The following is a 19,092-nucleotide window of genomic DNA, read 5'->3' on the forward strand; positions in this document are numbered from 1 at the left end:
TCCCCACCCCCTCCGGCCTCCCCTGGGGCGCCGCGGTGCTCGCGGCCGGGCTCGCCGTGGAGACGTACGCCGGCCGTACGTCCCCGGCCCTCGCGGGACCCGAGTTGCCGGGCGGCTTCAACGTCGGGCCCCTCGGTGTGCTGGTCGGCTGGGCGCTCACCGCGTTCGGTCTCGCGCTGGCCGGGCCCGCGATCACGCACCTCTGCGGCAGGCTGCTCCAGGCGGTGCGGCCGGGCGCGCTGCGGCTGCTCGCCGGACGCGTACTCATGGAGGAGGCGGCCCGCATCGGGCGCCCGCTCGGTGTGGTGTGCGCGGTGGCGTCAGGGGCGTACGCCATGGCCGTGCTCTACGGCCGTGCGCGCCCCGACGTGGGGCCGCTCACCACCCTGGGCGCGCTGCTCGTCGTGGGATGCGCCGTCGCGACGCTCATGACCGCCGCGGTGGAGGCGAGGAACGCGCGCGCCGACACAACGGCCGCCCTGCTGCGGCTCGGGGCGCCCGCCACGGCGCTGCGCAGCGCCGCCGCCCTCCGCACGGGCGCCCTGCTCGCCGTCTTCGGCCCGCTGACCTGGGCGGTCGCGGAGCTGGCCGCACTGCCCCTGACCCGCTGACGGCTGCCCGGAGTACTCTCCCGAAAAAGTTCGCGGGACGCCGATGACTTTTCGACGGCCCCCCGGTCTACCCCTCCGAACAGCACATCACGCGACGGGAGACCGGACATGTACCAGCAGATGATCTTCGTGAACCTGGCTGTGAACGACGTCGACGCCTCGAAGAAGTTCTTCACGGAGCTCGGCTACACGATCAACCCGCAGTTCTCGGACGAGAACTGCGCGTCCGTCGTGATCAGCGACACGATCGTCGCGATGCTGCTGAACAAGCAGCGCTACGCGGACTTCACGAAGAAGGAGATCGCGGACTCGACGAAGACCAGCGAGGTGCTGATCTGTCTGAGCGCCGAGAGCCGCGAGAAGGTGGACGAGCTCGTCGACAAGGCGATCGCGTCGGGCGGCTCGGCGAGCGGCGAGACCCAGGACTACGGCCAGATGTACGGCCGCGCCTTCGACGACCCGGACGGCCACACCTGGGAGGTCATGTGGATGGACCCGGCGGCGATTCAGGGCTGAACCGGCCGTGCTTAGCATGGGCGGGTGCAGACGAGCCCCGCCCATGCGGCCCACCACAACGACCGTGAGATCGAGACGCTGGAGGAGTTCGACGCAGTCGTCTCGTCCCGCGGCACCCTCGTCGGCTTCCGTGTCCAGTGCGTCGATCTGACGGACCGTACAAGGGAGTTGCTGGCGAGCGACGCCACCGGAGCCGTCTTCCTCGGCTGCCCGATGCGGGAGAACGCCGCGGCGAAGCTCCGTGCCGACGGCGCCCTGGTCTTCCCACCGCTCCCCGGCCTGCCCTTCGACCCGTATCGCGGTCACCTCTACCGTCCTGACGAGCTGTTCGCCGCGCTCGACAAGGGGTACGAGGAGACGCCGGACGCTCTCGCGTACGCCTGGTTCCAGCAGACGAAGACCGACGGCGACATCTACGCGTCGATGCTGCGTTCCGTCCACGACGACGCGATCTCCGACGCCCTCGACGAACTCCTGCGCGGCACGCGGGTGGTGGGCGTGATGGGCGGCCACGCGCTCGGGCGCGGGACGGACGCGTACGACAGCGCCGCCCGGCTCGGCCGTGCGCTCGCGCGCGCCGGGTTCACGGTGGCGACGGGCGGCGGCCCCGGCGCGATGGAGGCGGCGAACCTCGGCGCGTACGCGGCCCCGTACGACGACACCATGCTGCACGAGGCGTGCGAACTCCTCGCAGGGTCACCGTCGTTCGTGCCGTCGGTGACCGACTGGGCGCGCGCCGCCTTCGAGGTGCGTACGCGCTGGCCGAAGGGCAACACCTCTGTCGGCATCCCCACTTGGTTCTACGGGCACGAGCCGCCGAACGCCTTCGCCTCGCACATCGCCAAGTACTTCGCCAACGCCACGCGCGAGGACGGCCTGCTGGCTCGTTCGAACGCGGGTGTGGTGTTCCTGCCCGGCGCCGCCGGCACGGTCCAGGAGATCTTCGACAACGCGACCCCCAACTACTACGAGTCCCGCGGCGAACCCACCCCGATGGTGCTGGTGAACCGGGCACACTGGACCGAGCAACTGCCCACCTGGCCCCTGCTCCAGGCGCTCGCCCGGGACCGCTCGATGGAGTCCCGGATCGCGCTGGTCGACCGGATCGAGGAGGCACCGGAGGCGCTCATCCGGTTGGCTCATGTAAATGAAAGCTAAAGCCGAGGGTCAAGACGGACAGACGGATTGACAACCCGAGACGTGGGCCAATAAACCTGTGAGGCGTCTGGGATTGCTGTTTCTTCGCAGCCAATCCCCCACCCCCCTCGTTTGTGCATCCCGTGAAGGGCAATCGTGTCCATATCTCGCCGTACCGCACGTTCCGTGCGCATTCTCGGAGTTGCCTCCGCCTCGGCCGCGCTCACGCTCGGCCTCGCCGGCAACGCGCTCGCCTGCAACATCAGTGAGTTCTCGGCCGTCGCCAAGTGCGACGGCGCCAAGGGTGTCATCAGTGTCACCGACAAGGACCCGACCGGCGTCGCGGCCACGGTCACGGTCTTCCTGGAGTCCAAGGGCGCGGACGAGAAGCTCGTCGGCACCCAGGAGGTCAAGGGCTCCCGTGAGGGCGTGACCATCGACTTCTCGGAGGACTGGAAGCCGAACGCGGAGTACCGGATCCACGTCAAGGCCGGCAAGCAGGTCGACGAGGACATCAAGCCGAACCTCGTCACTCCGTCCGAGGCCTGCAAGTCCGAGGAGCCGTCGACGCCTTCGGCCACCCCGTCCCCGTCCGACGAGCCGTCCTCGCCGGTCACCGCGAAGCCCGAGTCCCCGGCGCCCTCGGAGCCCTCGGAGTCGGAGAGCACCCCGGCCGGCGGCAGCATCCCGTCTCCCGCGGGCGGCGACTCGAACCTCGCCGAGACCGGCTCCAGCTCCAACACCGGTGCCATCGCCGGAATAGCCGCCGCGCTCGTGGCGGCCGGCGCCGGCGTCATGTTCGCCCTGCGCCGCCGCGGCGCGACGAACAGCCACTGAGCACCACCCGGTCGACCCAGTCCACCGGGCGTGGCCCGTCCCCGTACGAGGGGGCGGGCCACGCCCGTTTCCCACGCGTCTGCAAGCGCGGGCGCAGCCCCGCTCTCAGGGGCGCGGGGAACTGCGCAATCTTTTAGGGGCGCGGGGAACTGCGCGGGCAACCACGACCGACCCGCACCTGGCAAACGAGCCTCGACCAACGGCTTTTCAGGGGCGCGAGGAACTGCGCGAGCACCCCAGACCGACCCGCAGACTCATCAACCAACCGGCGGCTAGCCGAACGTCGCCCGCTCCAGCCAGAAGTCCAGCAACTCCCGCTCCCCCAGCACCTCCAACCGCCCTCCGTCCGGCGCCATCCGGCGATAGAAGGCGAGCATCACCTCGGTGAGCGGCCCCCGCAGCGCAACGGTCGCCTTCTCGTGCCCACGCCGCCAGCCGATCCCCTCGTCCTCGAACTCGATGAGCCACTCGGCGTCCAGGCCGGGCTCGGCGTCGGTGGCGTGGAGGTGGATACTGCGGCCCGCTCCGCGCAGTTCCGTCGCGGCATCGCTCGGATACTTCTCCTGCGCGAACCGCACGATCTGCAGCCACTCGTCGATCGCGTCGGCCGCGAACTCCGGCTCCACCTCGTACGTCACCCCCGCGGCGATCGCCGCGTCGGCCCGGTGGATCACCGTCTCGTGGGTCATGCGCCGCGCCCAGAACCCGGCCGTGTGCTCCCAGGCCCAGGACCAGGCGGCGGTCTCGGCCCCGGCGGAACGAAAGGTCTCCGCGGCCTTCTCGGCGCCCTCCGCGAGCCAGGCGTCCAGGGCGGCGGGGTCGTCGCTCTCCGGCCCTCCGACGTGGGCCACGTGCTCGACCGGCACGTTCTTCGTCATCCTCGTCCGCACGATGTGCTCGGACCAGCGATGCGCCTCCCCCACATGCACGGCGAGCTGCCGCAGCGTCCAGTCCGGACAGGTCGGTACGGTCGCGCCGAGGTCGGCTCCGGCGAGGTGCGACCTCAGCAGCGCGGTCTGCCCGACGATTTCGTCGCAGTAGCGGTCGTGCCCGAGTAGCGTCATGAGCCGCACCCTAGGCTCCTCGGGCACCCCCGAGTACGACAATTTCCGCCGCGTCGAACGCCACCCCGACCTCGTCCCCCGTCTCCGGCGCGTCCCGCAGCGCACACGCCGCCTCCAGCCACGGCGCGCCCTCGGGCTGCAGGCGTACGGCGACATGGGTACCCCGGAAGGTCCGCGCGGCCACCGTGCAGCGCAGCCCCTCCGCCGCCGGTACGAGGCGTACGCCCGCGGGCCTGACGAGCAGGTCGACCTCGCCCTGCCGGGCGTCCGAGGGCACCGGCAGCTTGCCCCAGGGCGTGTCCGCGGCCTCCCCGCTGACGGTCGCCGCGGTCACGTTCTCGAAGCCGAGGAAGCGGGCCACGAACGCGTCGGCCGGGCGCTGCCAGACCTCAAGTGGCGTACCGGACTGGGCGATCCGGCCGTCCCGCATCACGACGACCCGGTCGGCGAGCGCGAACGCCTCCCCCTGGTCGTGGGTGACCGCGAGCACGGTGGTGCCCAACTCGCCGAACAGCTGCCGTAGTTCGACCACCAGCCGCTCACGCAGCGAGCGGTCCAGCTGGCCGAGGGGTTCGTCGAGCATGAGCAGCCGGGGGCGGGGCGCGAGGGCCCGGGCGAGCGCGACGCGCTGCTGTTCACCACCTGAGAGGGAGGCGACGGCCCGCTCGCGGGCGCCGGGCAACCCCACGAGATCCAGCAACTCCCTTACGCGTACGGCCTGTTGACCCTTCGACTCGCCGTGCATCCGCAGCCCGAAGGCCACGTTGCCGCCCACGTCGCGCTGCGGGAACAGCTGGTGGTCCTGGAACATCAGGCCGACACCCCGCTTGTGCGCGGGCACGCCGTGGAGGTCGCGGCCGTCCAGGAACACCCGGCCCTCGTCCAGGGGTTGGAGCCCCGCGACGACCCGCAGCAGCGTCGACTTGCCGCTGCCGCTGGGGCCGAGCACGCTCACGATCTCGTGCTCGGCGACATCGAGCCCGACGGAGTCGAGCACGGCCCGCCCACCGAAACGTACGGTGGCGCCAACGAGTTCGAGCTTTGCGTCGCGCATGGTCAGAACTCCCCGGTCCGGTCGGTGCGAAGGCGTTCGAGAACGAGCAGCGCCACCGCGCACACCACCATCAAGATCGTCGAAAGTGCCATGGCCTGCCCGTAGTTGAGCTCTCCGGCCCGCCCGAGCAGCCGTGCCACGGCGACCGGGAGCGTCGGGTTGTCGGGCCGCGCGATGAAGACGGTCGCGCCGAACTCGCCCAGCGACACGGCGAAGGCGAACCCGGCCGCGATCAGCAGCGCCCGCCGCACCATCGGCAGATCGACCTCGCGCCACACCCGCCACGGCGAGGCCCCGAGCACCGCCGCCGCCTCGCGCAGCCGTCCGTCCACCGCCCGCAGTACGGGCAGCATGGTCCGTACGACGAACGGGACGCCCACCAGCGCCTGCGCGAGCGGTACGAGGATCCAGGTGCTCCGGAGGTCCAGCGGAGGCTTGTCGAGCGCGATGAGGAAGCCGAACCCGACGGTCACGGCGGAGACGCCGAGCGGCAGCATCAGCAGCGCGTCGAAGCCCCGTACGAGACGGCCGGCGTCCCGGCGGGTGAGGGCGGCTGCCGCGAGTCCGCCGATCAGCAGGGCGATGGCGGTGGCCGCGAGGGCGTACTGCAGCGAATTGCCGACGGCCTCGATCGGCGGGACGAGGAAGATTCCGCCCTCGTCGCTGGTCAGCGCCTTGTAGTAGCCGAATCCGGGGGCGTCGAGGGACCGCTCGACCAGCACGGCCAGCGGCAGTACCAGCAGGACGGCGATGGTGGCGAGGACGGCGACGAGCAGGGCCCACTGCCCGCCGCCGCGCGGCCGTCGTGCCGTCACGGAGGCGTCGACCAGGCGCAGGGCCGTCTCCCGCCGCCGTACCGTCCACGCGTGAACGGCGAGGATCGCGCCGACCGCCACGAACTGGACGAGGGTGAGGACGGCGGCCGTCGAGAGGTCGAAGATCTCCGAGGTCTGCCGGTAGATCTCGACTTCGAGGGTCGAGAAGGTCGGGCCGCCGAGGATCTGCACCACGCCGAACGAGGTGAAGGTGAAGAGGAAGACCATGAGCGCGGCGGCGGCGACCGCCGGGCCGAGCGCCGGAAGCGTCACCCGGCGCCAGGCGGCGAACCGTGAGGCGCCGAGCACCCGCGCGGCCTCCTCCTGCCGCGGATCGAGCTGCGACCAGAGGCCGCCGACCGTGCGGACGACGACCGCGTAGTTGAAGAAGACGTGCGCGAGCAGGATCGCCCACACGGTCGTGTCGAGCCGGACGCCCCACAGCTCGTCCAGGAGCCCACCGCGGCCGAGGAGCGCCAGGAACGCCGTACCGACGACCACGGTCGGCAGCACGAACGGCACGGTGACGACGGCCCGCAGGACCTGCTTGCCCCTGAAATCGAAGCGCGCGAACACATACGCGCCGGGGAGCGCGATCAGCAGCGTGAGCGCGGTCGAGGCGAGCGCCTGCCAGGTCGTGAACCACAGGACGTGCCGGATGTCGGACTGCGCGAGCACGTCGCCGATCCGCCCGAACCGCCAGACCCCGTCGATCTTGAGCCCGCGTGCCGTGATCGCCGCGACCGGGTAGGCGAAGAAGAGCCCGAAGAACGCGACGGGCACGGCCATGAGAGCGAGCCGCGCCGCGCTCCCCGTACGCGGGCGCGTACGGGGGCGCGCACGGAGACGCGGACGCCGGCGCGTGGGCGGCTTCGCCTCGGCGCGGGGCTCTACTTCAGTACGAGCGCGGTCCATGACTTGACCCACTCGTCGCGGTTGTCGGCGATCTTGGCGGGGTCGAGGGTCTCGGGGTTCTCGACGGCCGGGCCGAACTTCGTGAACTCCGGGGGCACCTGGGCGACCTCACGGACCGGATACACGAACATGTTGAGCGGCATGTCGTCCTGGAACTTCTTGGTGATCAGGAAGTCGATGAGAGCCTTACCACCCTTCGTGTTCTTCGCGTTGCTGAGCAGGCCCGCGTACTCGACCTGGCGGAAGCAGGTGCCGTCCGCGACACCGGTCGGCGCGGTCTTCGGCTTCGGGTCGGCGTAGATGACCTCGGCGGGCGGGGACGAGGCGTACGAGACGACGAGTGGCCGGTCGCCCTTGGCCTTCTTGCCGCCGGCGGAACCGGAGAACTCCACGTTGTAGGCCTGCTCCCAGCCGTCGACGACCTTCACACCGTTGGCCTTGAGCTTCTTCCAGTAGTCCTGCCAGCCGTCGTCGCCATACTTGGCAGCCGTCCCGAGCAGGAAGCCGAGACCGGGCGAGGACGTGGACGCGTTCTCGGTGACCAGCAGGTTCTTGTACTCGGGCTTGATCAGGTCGTCGAAGGACGTCGGCGGGGCCAGCTTGTGCTTGCTGAAGTAGGCCTTGTCGTAGTTGACGCAGATGTCACCGGAGTCGATGGGCGTGACGCGGTGCTTGTCCTGGTCGACCCGGTACTGCGGCAGGATCAGGTCCGAGCCCTTGGCCTCGTACGGCTGGAACAGCCCGTTGTCGAGCGCCCGCGACAGCAGCGTGTTGTCGACACCGAAGAAGACGTCGCCCTGCGGGTTGTCCTTGGTGAGGATGGCCTTGTTGACGGCCGTACCTGCGTCGCCGTCCTTGAGAACCTTGACCTTGTAGCCGGACTCCTTCTCGAAGTCCTTCAGTACGGCCTTGGTGTAGGCGAAGGAGTCATGGCTGACGAGGGTGACGGTCTTGGACCCGGAGCCCTCGTCTCCGGAGTCGGACGAACCGCACGCGGCGAGCGCGGCGAGGCCGAGCCCGGTGACCGCGACCACGGCCGTGAACTTCCTGGTGGTGCTCACTGGATTCCTCCTGGGGGTGACCAGGAAGAGACGCGGCCCTGCCCGGGACCTCGATCGGTTCCCGGGCAGGGCGCAACAGCTTGAGTAGTGACCGAACTTCCTACCCAGAATGACCTGGGCAAGGTTCAGAGGGTCTGCGGGCTGTCCCGCACTCTCAGCGCTGTGGCGCTCCCCTGTCGGAATATGAAGATGTACGTACGTCAGCCAGACTACCGCTCGGTCGCCGCGAGCTGCCCGCAGGCCCCGTCGATCTCCTGGCCACGGGTGTCCCGGACGGTGACGGGCACGCCATGGGCGGCGATCGCCTCGACGAACGCCTTCTCGTCCTCGGGCCGCGAGGCGGTCCACTTGGAGCCGGGTGTCGGGTTCAGCGGAATCAGGTTCACATGCACCGGCTTGCCCTTGAGCAGCCGCCCGAGACGGTCACCGCGCCACGCCTGGTCGTTGATGTCCCGGATGAGCGCGTACTCGATGGAGAGCCGGCGCCCCGACTTCGCCGCGTACTCCCAGCCGGCGTCCAGCACTTCCCGCACCTTCCACCGCGTGTTCACGGGCACGAGCGTGTCGCGCAGCTCGTCGTCCGGAGCGTGCAGGGAGATGGCGAGGCGGCACTTGAAGCCCTCGTCGGCGAAGCGGTTGATGGCGGGGACGAGACCGACCGTGGAGACGGTGATCCCCCGCTGCGACAGCCCGAGCCCGTCCGGCTCCGGGTCGGTGAGGGCCCGGATGGACTGGACGACCCGCTTGTAGTTGGCCAGCGGCTCGCCCATACCCATGAAGACGATGTTGCTGAGCCGGGCCGGGCCACCGGGAATCTCGCCGTCCCGCAGCGCCCGCATCCCGTCCACGATCTGGTGCACGATCTCGGCGCTGGACAGATTCCGGTCGAGACCGGCCTGCCCGGTCGCACAGAACGGGCAGTTCATCCCGCAGCCCGCCTGCGAGCTGATGCACATGGTGACCCGGTCCGGGTACCGCATCAGCACGGACTCGACGAGCGTGCCGTCGAAGAGCCGCCAGAGGGTCTTGCGGGTGGTGTTCTCATCCGTGGAGAGATGCCGCACGACCGTCATCAGCTCAGGCAGCAGCGCTTCCTGCAGCTTGGCGCGCGATCCGGCGGGGATGTCGGTCCACTGCTCCGGGTCGTGCGCGTACCGCGCGAAGTAGTGCTGCGACAGCTGCTTGGCACGAAACGGCTTCTCACCGACCGCGGCAACCGCCTCTTTACGCTCGGCAGGCGTGAGATCGGCAAGGTGCCGCGGCGGCTTCTTGGCTCCGCGGGGGGCAACGAAAGTGAGTTCTCCGGGCTTAGGCATGGCTGTACCAGTGTCGCAGATCGATTCGTGTGACTTGCGCCCCCGGCAGTCTCAGCCGCCGGGCCGGGCATCCAGGAACCGGTGGACCGATTCCGTCATGCCCGCCACGAAGGAGTCGCGGGTCCGGTCGGAGACCAGGTCCAGGGACAGGTACGGGTTGAGGTCCTCCAGCTCGACGAGGAGCAGCGCGCCTTCCTGCGTGCGGCAGGCGTCCACGCGCTGGATGCCGTGGTCGAGGGTGTTCCAGTCGATGAAGCGCCGGGCGAAGGCCAGGTCGGCGTCGGTGGGCTCGTAGGGCTCAAGGACCCAGCGCCGCTCGGGATCGGGGGCGTGAAGGGCGTACTGGAAGGTGTCGTCGACGTAGTAGAAGGACACCTCGTAGCGGAAGTCGATGCGCGGCTGGACCAGGATGTCGCCGTAGGCGAGGCCGTCGAGCTGCTCGCGGGGCACGAAGGTCAGGCCGATGGAGTCCGCGCCCACCTTGGGCTTGACCGCGTACTGGCCGGTCTCGGGGAGCAGGTGCAGGTCCTCGGGTCGATCGACGGTGGGAATGACCGGGTGTCCGGCGGCGGTCAGATCCAGCAGGTACTGCTTGCCGGCCATGTCGCCGCGGCCGGTCAGCGGGTTGTAGACCCGGGTGCCGCCGGCCGTGGCCCGCTCCCGGAAGGCGTCGTACTCCTTCTGGTAGTGCAGCACCGGCCCGCTGTTGCGGACCACGACGACGTCGAAGGCGTCCATCAGCGCGGCGACGTCCAGCGGGTGGCACAGGGCGACGTCGAAGTCGTCGCGCAGTCGGGAGGTCAGGAAGATGTCCTCGTCGCAGTAGCGCCGCCCCCGCGCCTGGTAGGCGAGATCGGTCACGTACAGAGCCCTACGGCGGTCCGGCATCGCACGTCTCCTTGAATCGCACATCTCCTTCAGCGGTGCGACAAACCTACCCGCCCCGCAGGTCACGGCCCCGGGCAGGCGGGGAGTCGCGGGCTGCCAACGGGCCCGAGTCCGATGCCGCAGGACGTCGGGCACTGTCCCAACGGTCACACCTGGACCTACAATCGAACTCGTGTACGAATACGTGTCTCGCCCGGACCATCAGCGCAGTGACCGCGATCGGCTGGTCCGGCGCCTGCGCCGCACCGACGACACCAGCGCCTCCGCCGCCCCCACGACCACGACCGACACCGTCCGCGGTGCCCTGTGAACCGCGAACAGTCCCAGCCCGAAGGCGAGGGCACCGCGCCCATCGTCGTGCATCGCCCGGCGGGCACCGGCGGTCGCCGGGTGTCGATCCGCGCCCGGGTCGCCGGCCTCGCGCACAGCGACGCCGACCTGATCGAGTTCCTGCGCCGCGCGGGCCTGCCGGACGCGTGGGAGCTGCTGGACGATCCGCACTGGGTGGACTGGCAGGACGGCCGACCACACGAATACGGCACGGGCTGACAGCGGCACAGAGCATGCTGCATCTACCGTGCGAGCGGCCCGGACATCCGGCGTGCATACGGCAGACGTGCAGACGGCAGACATACGGCAGGGGCTCGCCGTCCAGTTGGACGACGAGCCCCTCGTACCGCGAAAACCGCAAGCCGTGAGCCGCGAGCCTCGGTGTCAGCTCCCGACTATCAGCTACCGACAGTCAGCTGCCGACGAACAACACGAGCAACAGCCACACGACCGGAGCCGTGGGCAGCAGCGAGTCCAGCCGGTCCATGATGCCGCCGTGCCCCGGCAGCAAGGTGCCCATGTCCTTGATGCCCAGGTCACGCTTGATCATCGACTCACCGAGGTCGCCGAGCGTGGCGCTGGCCGCGACCGCGAGGCCGATGATCAGGCCCTGCCACCACGTGCCGTCGTCGATGAGGAACTGCATGCACAGCGCGCCGGCCACCATGGCGAAGGCGAGCGCGCCAAGCAGACCCTCGCGGGTCTTGCCGGGGCTGATGCGCGGGGCGAGCTTGTGCTTGCCGAAGCGCCAGCCGACGGCGTACGCGCCCGTGTCGCTGACCACGGCCAGCAGCAGGAACGTGAGCACCCGACGCGCACCGTCGTCCGCGGTGAGCATCATCGCCACGAACGTGGCGAGGAACGGGATGTAGAAGGCGGCGAAGACTCCCGCGGTGACGTCCTTGAGGTACCCCTCGGGCGGTTCCGTCATCCGCCAGACCAGGACCGCGAGCGCGGTGAGCGCCATCGCCACCCAGGCGCCCTCGGCACCCCGGACGTATCCGGCGATCACCATCGCGGCACCGCCGACCGCCAGCGGCACGAGCGGCGCCTTGATGCCCTTCTGCTCCGCGAGCCGTGACGTGAGCTCCCACAGGCCGACCACGACGGCGACCGTTATCACTCCGACGAAGGCGGCCTTGACGACGAACAGCGACGCGACGATCACCGCTCCGAGCCCGACCCCGACTCCTATGGCAGCGCCCAGGTCGCGGCCCGCGCTCTTCTTCGGCGGCGCGGGTGCGGGCTGTGCGGCGCTGGACATGGGCTCCTGCGGATTCTGCGACTGGTGGGACGGCACCTGAGAGGACGGATCCTGGTGCGGCGGCGTCCGAGGCGTCTCGTCGCGGAACAGGGGGCCGCCCGTCCGAGCAGCCCCCCGGTCGTCATCCTGGTCTCCGCCATGCGCGGGTACGTCGGGCACGATGGGCATGGGGCGAGTCTGCTGCGCGTTGTGCGCATCGTAGGCGGGACCCGCCGGGGCAGCCCCCTGGACAGGCCCCTGGTCAGGCGGCCCCCAGTACCCGGCTTCTGGCGGCGCCCCCCAGGAAGAGTCGTTCATCAGACCTCGAGCAGCTCTGCTTCCTTGTGCTTGAGCAGCTCGTCCACCTGAGCCACGTACTTCGCGGTGGTGTCGTCGAGCTCCTTCTCCGCACGGCGGCCCTCGTCCTCGCCGACCTCGCCGTCCTTGATCATCTTGTCGATGCCGTCCTTGGCCTTGCGGCGCACGGAGCGGATCGAGATCTTGGAGTCCTCGGCCTTGGTGCGGGCGACCTTGATGTAGTCCTTGCGGCGCTCCTCCGTCAGCTCGGGGAACACCACCCGGATGATATTGCCGTCGTTGCTCGGGTTGACGCCGAGGTCGGAGTCACGGATCGCCTGCTCGATGTTGCGCAGCGCGCTCTTGTCGAACGGGGTCACCACGGCCATGCGCGGCTCGGGCACCGAGAACGAGGCCAGCTGGTTGATCGGCGTCAGCGCGCCGTAGTAGTCCGCCACGATCTTGTTGAACATCGCCGGGTGCGCACGGCCGGTGCGGATCGCGGCGAAGTCCTCCTTGGCGACCACGACGGCCTTCTCCATCTTCTCCTCGGCCTCGAGGAGGGTCTCTTCGATCACCACTTGCTCCTGCGTGTCTTGAGTAGGCCCGGCTGCGGTTCCTTGGCGGGTAGGCGGCCGGCTGCGTCGCGTCTTATTCCTGCACGGTTCCCGACCGGCAGGACATTGTCCATCCCCCGGTCAGGCCCGACTGCCCTGGTCACCCACAAGCGTGCCGATCTTCTCACCCTTGACGGCCCGCGCGATATTGCCCTCGGCAAGAAGCTCGAAGACGAGGATCGGGAGCTTGTTGTCGCGGCACAGGGTGATCGCGGTCATGTCGGCGACCTTGAGGTCGCGGGTGATGACCTCGCCGTAGCTGAGCGAGTCGAACTTGACCGCTTCGGGGTTGGTCTTCGGGTCGGAGTCGTAGACCCCGTCCACACCGTTCTTGCCCATCAGCAGGGCCTCGGCGTCGATCTCCAGGGCACGCTGGGCGGCGGTGGTGTCGGTGGAGAAGTACGGCATGCCCATGCCCGCACCGAAGATGACCACACGGCCCTTCTCCAGGTGCCGCACGGCCCGCAGCGGGATGTACGGCTCGGCGACCTGCCCCATGGTGATGGCGGTCTGCACGCGCGAGTCGATGCCCTCCTTCTCCAGGAAGTCCTGGAGGGCCAGGCAGTTCATGACGGTGCCGAGCATGCCCATGTAGTCGGAGCGGGCCCGGTCCATACCGCGCTGCTGGAGTTCGGCGCCGCGGAAGAAGTTGCCGCCGCCGATGACGACGGCGATCTGGGCACCGCCGCGGACCACCGCGGCGATCTCCCGGGCCATTTTGTGCACCACGTCGGGGTCGACGCCGAGTGCCCCGCCACCGGCGAATGCCTCGCCGGAGAGCTTCAGCAGGAAGCGGCCGGCGCCCTTGCCGGTGTCGCTCTTTTCGTCCTTGTCGGCCTTGGTGGTGGTCATGGAGATCTCGCCTCTTCTACGTGTCGCACATACAAAGAAGGCCATTGCCGGTGGGGTGTTGGTGGCAACCCATGCGCGGCAATGGCCTCCTCGTCAGATCTGCTGTCGACCGTCACGCACGCGCGTGACGGCGTACGCGGATGACTGCTGTCGACCCTATCGGGGTCGCGCGTCGATCGCGGTACGGACTCAGATGCCGACCTTGATGCGTACGAAACGCTTCAGGGTGACACCGGCCTCGTCCAGGATCTTCTGGACGGACTTCTTCTGGTCGAGCGCGTACGGCTGACCGAGAAGGGTGGCTTCCTTGAAGAAGCCGTTGACCCGACCCTCGACGATCTTCGGGAGGGCGGCCTCGGGCTTGCCCTCGGCGCGGGTGGTCTCCTCGGCGACGCGACGCTCGGACTCGACGACGTCGGCCGGAACGTCCTCACGGGAGAGGTACTTCGGCGCGAAGGCAGCGATGTGCTGCGCGATGCCCTTGGCGAGGTCGGCGTCGGCCTTGTCCAGCTCGACCAGGACACCGATCTGCGGGGGCAGGTCGGGCATGGTGCGGTGCATGTACGAGCCCACGTAGGCGCCGGAGAACTGCGCGAAGCGGTCCAGGACGATCTTCTCGCCCAGGTTGGCGTTGGCCTCGTCGACGTACGCCTGGACCGTCTTGCCGGACTCGATCTCCGAGGCGAGGAGCGCCTGGATGTCGGCCGGGGAGGTCGCGGCGGCGTGCTCGGCGATCTGGTTGGCGACGACCTGGAACTTCTCGCTCTTGGCGACGAAGTCCGTCTCGCACTTCAGCTCGACCAGGACGCCGGAGGTGTTGTCGTCGGCGATGATGGAGACCACGGCGCCGTTCTCGGCGGAGCGGCCCTCGCGCTTGGCGACGCCCTTCTGGCCCTTGATGCGCAGCGCCTCGACGGCCTTGTCGACGTTGCCGTCGGCCTCGTCGAGCGCCTTCTTGCAGTCCATCATGCCGGCGCCGGTGAGCTCACGGAGCTTCTTGACGTCAGCGGCGGTGTAGTTCGCCATGATCTGTGAATCTCTTCTCGGAGTTCGAAGTCTCGAAGTCGGCGTCCGCCGCTGATCGGGCGGGCGTCCACCGAAGATCTACGGGCTGGGGGTGAACGGCGGGCGGCGCCTTCGGCACCGCCCGCCGTCACTCAACCGTGACGCTGGTTCGTCAGGCCTGCTCGGCGGCCTCGGCCGGCTTCTCGGCCTCGGCCTCAGCAGCGGCGGGGGCCTCGGCGACGGGAGCCTCGGCAGCGACCGGAGCCTCGGCCTCGGCGGCCGCGGGGGCCTCCTCTGCGGCAGGGGCCTCAGCAGCAGGCGCCTCGGCGGGAGCCTCGTCGGCCTTCTTCTCGCCACCCTCGAGCAGGTCGCGCTCCCACGCGGCGAGCGGCTCGCCCGCGGCCTTGTCACCCTCGGCGGCCTTGCCGGCACCGGAACGGGAGATGAGGCCCTCGGCGACCGCGTCGGCGATCACGCGGGTGAGCAGGGTGACGGAGCGGATCGCGTCGTCGTTGCCCGGGATCTTGTAGTCGACCTCGTCGGGGTCGCAGTTCGTGTCGAGGATCGCGACGACCGGGATGTTGAGCTTCCGGGCCTCGCCGACCGCGATGTGCTCCTTCTTGGTGTCCACGATCCAGACGGCGCTGGGAACCTTGGACATCTCGCGGATACCACCGAGGGTCTTCTCCAGCTTGGCCTTCTCGCGCGAGAGCACGAGAAGCTCCTTCTTGGTGAGACCGGACGCGGCGACGTCCTCGAAGTCGATCTGCTCAAGCTCCTTGAGGCGCTGCAGACGCTTGTAGACGGTGGAGAAGTTGGTGAGCATGCCGCCCAGCCAGCGCTGGTTGACGTAGGGCATGCCGACGCGGGTGGCCTGCTCGGCGATGGCCTCCTGCGCCTGCTTCTTCGTACCGACGAACATGACCGTGCCGCCGTGGGCGACGGTCTCCTTGACGAACTCGTAGGCGCGGTCGATGTACGACAGCGACTGGAGCAGGTCGATGATGTAGATGCCGTTGCGCTCCGTGAAGATGAATCGCTTCATCTTCGGGTTCCAACGACGGGTCTGGTGACCGAAGTGGACGCCGCTTTCCAGCAGCTCCCGCATCGTGACGACGGCCATGGCCGTTCTCCTTGAGTTTCTCGGTTGTGCCGCGCGTGCCGGACGGCACTCGCGCCTGACGCCCGCGATGCGCCTTGCCGCTAAGGACCGAGAGGCGCTGACACCGGCTGTTTGAGGGCCTGATGTCGGGGCGTGCGAAGTCGACCCGGTGACCCGGATCGCCACAAGAAGTGTACGGGACCCGCGAGGTGCCGGGTGACGCCGCTGTCCACAACCGGCCGGTACTCCACAGATCCTGGCCATGATCCACTTTTTTCCGTCGCGCACGGGACCGTTCTCGCATGCGAGAAGACCGATCGATGCGTACGTGGCCGGCGCTGCTGCCTGCCTTGACCGTGGCCCTGATGGTGGCCGCCGGGGTCTCCTTGGGCGCCGCTCTCCCCGTGGCGACCGCCCTCGACGGCGGTCCCGGCGGTGGCCCGGGCGGAGGCCCAGACGACCGTCCCGGCGGAGGTCCCGGCGGCAGTTCGTCCACGGCTCCACCCGCCGACACACCGGTGCCCGCCGTCGGCCGCGCCTGGCCGGTGGGCCTGCGTCCGTCGGTGATACGCGGCTGGGAACCCCCGGCCACCACCTACGGTCGGGGCCATCGCGGGGTCGACCTCACCGCGGCCCCCGGCGCCCCGGTCCGTGCCGTGGCTCCCGGCCGCATCTCCTTCGCGGGCCGGGTCGCGGGCCGCGGAGTCGTCTCGGTTGAACTGAACGGCACGGGCGACCCACCCCTGCGCACGACCTACGAGCCGGTGCGGCCGACGGCGAAGAAAGGCGCGGAGGTGACGGCGGGCGAGGTGATCGGCGTACTGGAACCGACGGGCTCCCACTGCCCCGCGTCCTGCCTGCACTGGGGACTGCGCCGGGCCGACACCTACCTGGACCCCCTGTCCCTGCTGCCGCCATGGCTGCTCGGCCGGGGCCCTTCACGGCTGCTGCCGGTCATCGGAGTGCCCGAGTCCGAGGTACGGGCCGCGCCCGGACGCTAGCCCCGGCCCCGGCCCGGGTCCGGCCGACCGCTCGGCGGCACCTCATGGACCGTCCGCCGCGACGGGTACCACTCCGCGCCCACCGGCCGGCCCGCCATGTTCCAGCTCCAGGAGACGGTCGGCGTGATGCGCGTATAGAGCCCCGGGCCGACCATCCCCACACGCTCGACGGGCTCTTCGGCGGTGCCGTAGACCCGGACGCCTCGTGCGATGAACGGGTTCAGGGACACCAGATCGTCGATGACGAGGGCCACCTCGTGCTGTCCGGCCCGGATGTTGCGGAACTTGCGGGTCCCGGCGACCGACGAGCCACTGCCTCCGACCCAGAAGTACGTGCCGTCGTACTCGAAGGCGAGCGGGACCACATCGGGCTGCCGACCGTCGGCAGACAGCGTCGCGACACGGGCGAGCGGCTGCGACCGCATGTAGGCGATCTCTTCGTCGGTGAACGACATGACAACCTCCGGGCGTACGTTGCGAAAGGGGCGTCACCCTCCCAGCGTGGAGGGCCCTGCCGCCCCCATACGAACGGCATCCCACCGAATCGACACCGACCGACACACCTGAGAGACACCCGGACCGGCCGACGCCGGAGGCACTCCAGCCGCTGGAGGCCGGAGGGACACCGCTCAGTCGTCGCTGGGCTGGGGGGGGATCCCGACCTTCCGAGGCCGACGGGATCCCGACAGGCCGACGCCGGAGAGACTCAGCCCTGAACGCCCCGCAGGGCCATCGCCACCGCGGCGTCGGTGATCACAGCGGGATCCTCGGCCGCACCGATCTCGATCCGGCGCACGGCCGCGTCCACGATCCCCTGGAGGAGCATCGCGGCCATCCGCGGCTGCTCGTGCCCGATGTCCCGCAGCGCCTCGACGATCATCGCGACGAGTCCCCCGTGAGCCGCGCGGATCTTCTCGCGCGCACCCGCGTCGAGCTCGCTCGCGGAGATCGCCACGACGGCCCGGTGACGCCGGTCGCCGACGAGTCCGAGCTGCTGGCGGACGTACGCCTCGACCTTGCCCTCGGGCGTCCCGGCCAGCGCCATCGCCGCCTCGACCTCGGCCGCCCATACCGGGAAGTCGACCTCACAGAGCTCTTCGACGACGGCCGCCCGCGACCGGAAGTACTCGTACACGGAGGACCGCGCGAGCCCCGTCCGTTCGGCGAGTGCCGGGAACGTCAGCGCCTCCGTCCCGCCCTCGGACAGCAGTGACCGTGCCGCGTCCAGCAGGGCGGCTCGCTGCATCGACCGGTGCTCGGCCACGGAGGCCGCTCGAATCCTTGGCACGCTCCCACTTTACGGATGCCCCGCCCAAGAGGGGAGACTCTCGCCCGTCAGGGCTTGATCCTTGGGTACCCGGCCGAAGGAAGTCCCACTTCAGAGGCGTTGTCGGAAGTCCCGCTTCAGAGGCATTGCCAGGGAAACGAGGTCAGCGGCCGAAGCTCGCCAGCTTGGCGCGGAGCTGGAGGACCGACTTGGTGTGGATCTGGCTGACCCGGCTCTCGGTCACACCGAGGACATTGCCGATCTCCGCGAGCGTGAGCCCCTCGTAGTAGTAGAGCGTGACGACGGTCTTCTCGCGCTCGGGCAACGTGTTGATGGCACGTGCCAGGAAGCGCCGCAGTTCCCGGTCCTCGGCGACTTCCACGGGATTGTCCGCCGCGGTGTCCTCAAGGGTGTCCATCAGGCTCAGCCGGTCGCCGCCCTCACCGCCGACATGCAGCAGCTCCTCCAGGGCCACCACGTTCGCCAGCGACAACTGGCTGAACACCGCATGCAGTTCGTCGACCGCGATGCCCATTTCGCCGGCCACCTCGCACTCCGACGGCGTACGCCGCAGCCGGGCCTCCAGCGTCGCGTAGGCCCGCTCGACATTGCGTGCCTTCTGCCGCACGGACCGCGGGATCCAGTCCAGCGCCCTCAGCTCGTCGATCATCGCGCCCCGGATCCGCGTGATCGCGTAGGTCTCGAACTTGATCTCCCGCTCGATGTCGAACTTCTCGATGGCGTCGATCAGCCCGAACACTCCGGACGAGACGAAGTCCGCCTGCTCCACATTGGGCGGCAGCCCCACGCTCACCCGGCCCGCGACGTACTTCACCAGCGGCGAGTAGTGCAGGATCAGCTGCTCGCGCAGTCGCTCGTCGCCCGTGGTCTTGTACGACCTCCACAGCTCGTCGAGCGTCGAGGGGGCGGGCGGCCGCACGCCGCCGCGGGCAGCGGGGGTAACAGCCGCCCGGTCAGACCCGGAGGTGTGCTGGGGCATTCGTCGCCTTGTGCCGTTCTGCCGTGAACTGGGGGTGCCTGAGTGAGCTGTCGGTCTGATGTCGAGTTGCCTGTCTGAGCCGGAATCCTTGTGAGCGTAGCGTGACTGGAGCGTCGCAGTGTGCGAAGGGCGGGGGATCCACCGTGCGCAGATACGTTCCGCTG

The 19,092-nt window shown here is 69.6% G+C and carries 20 protein-coding genes and 1 pseudogene; 7 read left to right on the plus strand and 14 right to left on the minus strand.

What is annotated here, in order from left to right; translation table 11 throughout:
* The 4 genes and pseudogenes from AOK17_RS23765 to AOK17_RS23780 form a co-directional block, all read left to right on the plus strand.
* Nucleotides 1-611, plus strand: a pseudogene (locus tag AOK17_RS23765) (hypothetical protein); the annotation flags it as partial.
* Between the two features lie 108 nt (nucleotides 612-719).
* Nucleotides 720-1,127, plus strand: a complete 408-nt coding sequence (locus tag AOK17_RS23770) for a VOC family protein (RefSeq protein ID WP_055614571.1) — start codon at nucleotides 720-722, stop codon at nucleotides 1,125-1,127.
* 24 nt (nucleotides 1,128-1,151) lie between these two features.
* The gene (locus AOK17_RS23775; RefSeq protein WP_055614572.1) at nucleotides 1,152-2,285 is read left to right on the plus strand and encodes an LOG family protein; all 1,134 of its coding nucleotides are present in this window, start codon (nucleotides 1,152-1,154) and stop codon (nucleotides 2,283-2,285) included.
* A 165-nt stretch (nucleotides 2,286-2,450) separates the two neighbouring features.
* A complete protein-coding gene (locus AOK17_RS23780) occupies nucleotides 2,451-3,101 on the plus strand; it encodes an LAETG motif-containing sortase-dependent surface protein (protein WP_245697326.1) in 651 nt (216 codons plus the stop codon).
* Nucleotides 3,102-3,373: 272 nt separating this feature from the next.
* Here AOK17_RS23780 and AOK17_RS23785 read toward each other — a convergent pair whose 3' ends face one another.
* The 6 genes from AOK17_RS23785 to AOK17_RS23810 form a co-directional block, all read right to left on the minus strand.
* On the minus strand, nucleotides 3,374-4,165 hold the full coding sequence (locus AOK17_RS23785; protein ID WP_055614598.1) for a maleylpyruvate isomerase family mycothiol-dependent enzyme: 792 nt from the start codon (nucleotides 4,163-4,165) through the stop codon (nucleotides 3,374-3,376).
* 10 nt (nucleotides 4,166-4,175) lie between these two features.
* Complete coding sequence (locus AOK17_RS23790; RefSeq protein ID WP_055614574.1) at nucleotides 4,176-5,219, minus strand: ABC transporter ATP-binding protein; 1,044 nt, start codon at nucleotides 5,217-5,219, stop codon at nucleotides 4,176-4,178.
* Nucleotides 5,220-5,221: 2 nt separating this feature from the next.
* The gene (locus tag AOK17_RS23795) at nucleotides 5,222-6,949 is read right to left on the minus strand and encodes an ABC transporter permease (protein WP_079053240.1); all 1,728 of its coding nucleotides are present in this window, start codon (nucleotides 6,947-6,949) and stop codon (nucleotides 5,222-5,224) included.
* Entirely contained in the window at nucleotides 6,925-8,010 is a 1,086-nt protein-coding gene (locus AOK17_RS23800) for a thiamine ABC transporter substrate-binding protein (RefSeq protein WP_055614576.1), read from the minus strand. Before AOK17_RS23800 ends, AOK17_RS23795 begins: the two co-directional genes overlap by 25 nt.
* Nucleotides 8,011-8,219: 209 nt before the next feature.
* Nucleotides 8,220-9,326, minus strand: coding sequence for a dual-specificity RNA methyltransferase RlmN (gene rlmN, locus AOK17_RS23805; RefSeq protein ID WP_055614577.1), 1,107 nt, complete (start codon nucleotides 9,324-9,326; stop codon nucleotides 8,220-8,222).
* A 51-nt stretch (nucleotides 9,327-9,377) separates the two neighbouring features.
* Complete coding sequence (locus AOK17_RS23810) at nucleotides 9,378-10,214, minus strand: ATP-grasp domain-containing protein (RefSeq protein ID WP_055614578.1); 837 nt, start codon at nucleotides 10,212-10,214, stop codon at nucleotides 9,378-9,380.
* Nucleotides 10,215-10,386: 172 nt separating this feature from the next.
* Here AOK17_RS23810 and AOK17_RS50825 point away from each other — a divergent pair, with 172 nt between their 5' ends.
* Together AOK17_RS50825 and AOK17_RS23815 are read left to right on the plus strand one after the other, a co-directional pair.
* Nucleotides 10,387-10,524, plus strand: coding sequence for a hypothetical protein (locus AOK17_RS50825; RefSeq protein WP_157881382.1), 138 nt, complete (start codon nucleotides 10,387-10,389; stop codon nucleotides 10,522-10,524).
* Complete coding sequence (locus AOK17_RS23815; RefSeq protein ID WP_055614579.1) at nucleotides 10,521-10,763, plus strand: hypothetical protein; 243 nt, start codon at nucleotides 10,521-10,523, stop codon at nucleotides 10,761-10,763. The genes AOK17_RS50825 and AOK17_RS23815 overlap by 4 nt, the downstream gene beginning before the upstream one ends.
* Before the next feature lie 193 nt (nucleotides 10,764-10,956).
* Here the strand turns inward: AOK17_RS23815 and AOK17_RS23820 are convergent, their stop codons facing one another.
* The 5 genes from AOK17_RS23820 to rpsB form a co-directional block, all read right to left on the minus strand.
* Nucleotides 10,957-12,105, minus strand: a complete 1,149-nt coding sequence (locus AOK17_RS23820) for a phosphatidate cytidylyltransferase (protein ID WP_079053241.1) — start codon at nucleotides 12,103-12,105, stop codon at nucleotides 10,957-10,959.
* Entirely contained in the window at nucleotides 12,105-12,662 is a 558-nt protein-coding gene (gene frr / locus AOK17_RS23825) for a ribosome recycling factor (RefSeq protein WP_055614581.1), read from the minus strand. Before frr ends, AOK17_RS23820 begins: the two co-directional genes overlap by 1 nt.
* Nucleotides 12,663-12,782: 120 nt before the next feature.
* Nucleotides 12,783-13,553 (minus strand): UMP kinase, encoded by a 771-nt coding sequence (gene pyrH / locus AOK17_RS23830; protein WP_055614582.1) that lies wholly within the window; start codon nucleotides 13,551-13,553, stop codon nucleotides 12,783-12,785.
* A gap of 189 nt (nucleotides 13,554-13,742) precedes the next feature.
* Nucleotides 13,743-14,579 (minus strand): translation elongation factor Ts, encoded by an 837-nt coding sequence (gene tsf, locus AOK17_RS23835; RefSeq protein ID WP_055614583.1) that lies wholly within the window; start codon nucleotides 14,577-14,579, stop codon nucleotides 13,743-13,745.
* Nucleotides 14,580-14,730: 151 nt separating this feature from the next.
* Nucleotides 14,731-15,681, minus strand: a complete 951-nt coding sequence (rpsB, locus tag AOK17_RS23840; RefSeq protein WP_055614584.1) for a 30S ribosomal protein S2 — start codon at nucleotides 15,679-15,681, stop codon at nucleotides 14,731-14,733.
* 281 nt (nucleotides 15,682-15,962) lie between these two features.
* Here rpsB and AOK17_RS23845 point away from each other — a divergent pair, with 281 nt between their 5' ends.
* Nucleotides 15,963-16,661 (plus strand): murein hydrolase activator EnvC family protein, encoded by a 699-nt coding sequence (locus tag AOK17_RS23845; RefSeq protein WP_245697327.1) that lies wholly within the window; start codon nucleotides 15,963-15,965, stop codon nucleotides 16,659-16,661.
* Here the strand turns inward: AOK17_RS23845 and AOK17_RS23850 are convergent.
* The 3 genes from AOK17_RS23850 to whiG form a co-directional block, all read right to left on the minus strand.
* Entirely contained in the window at nucleotides 16,658-17,116 is a 459-nt protein-coding gene (locus AOK17_RS23850; protein ID WP_055614585.1) for a PPOX class F420-dependent oxidoreductase, read from the minus strand. The two genes, AOK17_RS23845 and AOK17_RS23850, sit on opposite strands and share 4 nt — an antisense overlap.
* 251 nt (nucleotides 17,117-17,367) lie before the next feature.
* Nucleotides 17,368-17,925, minus strand: a complete 558-nt coding sequence (locus AOK17_RS23855) for a TetR/AcrR family transcriptional regulator (protein ID WP_055614586.1) — start codon at nucleotides 17,923-17,925, stop codon at nucleotides 17,368-17,370.
* Between the two features lie 166 nt (nucleotides 17,926-18,091).
* A complete protein-coding gene (gene whiG / locus AOK17_RS23860; protein WP_055614587.1) occupies nucleotides 18,092-18,928 on the minus strand; it encodes an RNA polymerase sigma factor WhiG in 837 nt (278 codons plus the stop codon).
* Nucleotides 18,929-19,092: the final 164 nt, after the last annotated feature.

The sequence above is a fragment of the Streptomyces phaeochromogenes genome (assembly GCF_001418655.1).
In the GTDB taxonomy this organism is placed as follows: Bacteria; Actinomycetota; Actinomycetes; order Streptomycetales; family Streptomycetaceae; genus Streptomyces; species Streptomyces phaeochromogenes.

Excerpts from the sequence above, each read along its gene's own strand:
- AOK17_RS23770 (WP_055614571.1), top strand. The coding sequence starts at position 720 with ATGTACCAGCAGATGATCTTCGTGAACCTGGCTGTGAACGACGTCGAC.
- AOK17_RS23785 (WP_055614598.1), bottom strand. The coding sequence starts at position 4,165 with ATGACGCTACTCGGGCACGACCGCTACTGCGACGAAATCGTCGGGCAG.
- AOK17_RS23790 (WP_055614574.1), bottom strand. The coding sequence starts at position 5,219 with ATGCGCGACGCAAAGCTCGAACTCGTTGGCGCCACCGTACGTTTCGGT.
- AOK17_RS23795 (WP_079053240.1), bottom strand. The coding sequence starts at position 6,949 with ATGGACCGCGCTCGTACTGAAGTAGAGCCCCGCGCCGAGGCGAAGCCG.
- rlmN (WP_055614577.1), bottom strand. The coding sequence starts at position 9,326 with ATGCCTAAGCCCGGAGAACTCACTTTCGTTGCCCCCCGCGGAGCCAAG.
- AOK17_RS23810 (WP_055614578.1), bottom strand. The coding sequence starts at position 10,214 with ATGCCGGACCGCCGTAGGGCTCTGTACGTGACCGATCTCGCCTACCAG.
- AOK17_RS23820 (WP_079053241.1), bottom strand. The coding sequence starts at position 12,105 with ATGAACGACTCTTCCTGGGGGGCGCCGCCAGAAGCCGGGTACTGGGGG.
- pyrH (WP_055614582.1), bottom strand. The coding sequence starts at position 13,553 with ATGACCACCACCAAGGCCGACAAGGACGAAAAGAGCGACACCGGCAAG.
- tsf (WP_055614583.1), bottom strand. The coding sequence starts at position 14,579 with ATGGCGAACTACACCGCCGCTGACGTCAAGAAGCTCCGTGAGCTCACC.
- rpsB (WP_055614584.1), bottom strand. The coding sequence starts at position 15,681 with ATGGCCGTCGTCACGATGCGGGAGCTGCTGGAAAGCGGCGTCCACTTC.
- AOK17_RS23845 (WP_245697327.1), top strand. The coding sequence starts at position 15,963 with ATGCGAGAAGACCGATCGATGCGTACGTGGCCGGCGCTGCTGCCTGCC.
- AOK17_RS23850 (WP_055614585.1), bottom strand. The coding sequence starts at position 17,116 with ATGTCGTTCACCGACGAAGAGATCGCCTACATGCGGTCGCAGCCGCTC.
- whiG (WP_055614587.1), bottom strand. The coding sequence starts at position 18,928 with ATGCCCCAGCACACCTCCGGGTCTGACCGGGCGGCTGTTACCCCCGCT.